We start from the raw sequence: 1,642 nt of genomic DNA, 5'->3' as shown, positions 1-1,642 counted from the left end.
GACACGATCGATGGCCGTGAAGACGATGATATGCTCTACGGCGATGCAGGTGACGATATTGTTAACGGCGGCACGGGCGATGACAGCATCTGGGGCGGCACGGGAAACGATACCCTTTCCGGTAATGAAGGGTTTGACTACCTGCTAGGCGAAGCTGGAAACGACACTCTTTCTGGCGGCGCAGGAACCGACTGGTTGAGTGGTGGCGACGGCAATGACGTCCTTGATGGCGGTACCGAGCGTGACACCATTCTGGCAGGTGATGGCGACGACACTGTTCAGCATAATGCAGAAAACGCCGAGTATTTGCAGGACGCTATTGAAGGCGGTGCTGGAACTGACACCTTGCGGTTCGTCGGTGGAAGCTGGCTCGACAACATCCTCGGCGCGAATGCCGTGTTGGAAAGTATTGAAATCATCGACACAAATAACCGTGCGTTGTTCGTTGAGAGTGGCGGCGTTTATGACTTCTCGGGCGTGACCTTCACATCTGCTACTGGCAACATTCACGTCACCGGTGGCACAGGCGCTGCTGTGACAGGCAGCGCTGCCGATGATTGGATCGGTGGCGGTTTTATGGTCGCTGGCGGCAACGACACGTTGCATGGTTTCGACGGGAATGACACGATCGATGGCCGTGAAGACGATGATATGCTCTACGGCGATGCAGGTGACGATATTGTTAACGGCGGCACGGGTGATGACACCATTTGGGGCGGCACGGGAGCAGATACTCTCTTTGGAGGAGCAGGCGACGATATTATTTTGGGTGGCGCAGGATCCGATAGTTTTATTTTTGTTTCCGGAAGCGACGAAATCTCTGATTTTGTAGTGGGGCAAGATCTGCTTATCGTATCGGGACACGGCTCAGTAAGTCAAATCCTAGACCAAGGATCTGTGGTGGGTGGAAATGTGGTGTTCGACTTTGGAGGAGGAGACCAGCTTCAACTTAACGGGATAACTTCCTTGGATGCCATATCGGATGATATTTTGGTTGCCTAGTTACCAAATGGAATGTTCCTCGTCCCCAAGGGAACGAGGAACATTCTGCACGGCATTATTGCAAGACATAGTCATTTAGGGAGCTGCCCCTTCCCCTGGGATTTGATGCCGTCGGGGGGGGGGCGGTTACATCATCAAAGCCCAGTGCGGGCACAATTAGCCCGTTGCCGTCAGTGCCTACAATCGGGTGCAGGAGGTGCTGGCGCATTTGCCGAAGGCGCGGAGTGGGTAACACTCGGCGGCGGCGAAGAAATGAACTTCTGGGGCTTTACTGCCGTGGTCACAATCGCCTCCCTCGGCAGATCCCTGATGATAAACTAAAAAATTTCCTATAAGTGAAGAGATGTATCGCAATGCCGTTGGTGTGCACATTGGGCAGGCCCTTCGAGCAGTGAATATCAATCTTGTAGTTGCTATCGATGAGATGACGAAGTCAGATCCAACTCTTGCGGACCGCATCTCCTCGCGCGTTCAAAAAGGTCATTGATAGCGATCCCCAACTGACCGACACGGCGGTTGCGCAGCACAAACACCTAGTCGATTTGCTTGAAAAGACAGAAGAGAGCTAGGGTCAGGATTCATAACCAATAGATGACGAGAGCCGCGAGCGCGATGGCAGAGAGAAACACCTTGGGGCAGC

The 1,642-nt window shown here is 53.5% G+C and carries 1 protein-coding gene; it reads left to right on the top strand.

What is annotated here, in order from left to right; translation table 11 throughout:
• On the top strand, positions 1 to 1,002 hold a 1,002-nt coding region (locus R0J92_RS21325; RefSeq protein ID WP_411053112.1), incomplete at its 5' end, for a calcium-binding protein.
• Positions 1,003 to 1,642 lie beyond the last annotated feature (640 nt).

Source organism: Tritonibacter sp. SIMBA_163 (genome assembly GCF_046535935.1).
Taxonomy (GTDB): Bacteria; Pseudomonadota; Alphaproteobacteria; order Rhodobacterales; family Rhodobacteraceae; genus Epibacterium; species Epibacterium scottomollicae.
The sequence above is the reverse complement of the archived record's forward strand: the minus strand, read 5'-3'. Positions and strand labels throughout refer to the sequence as shown.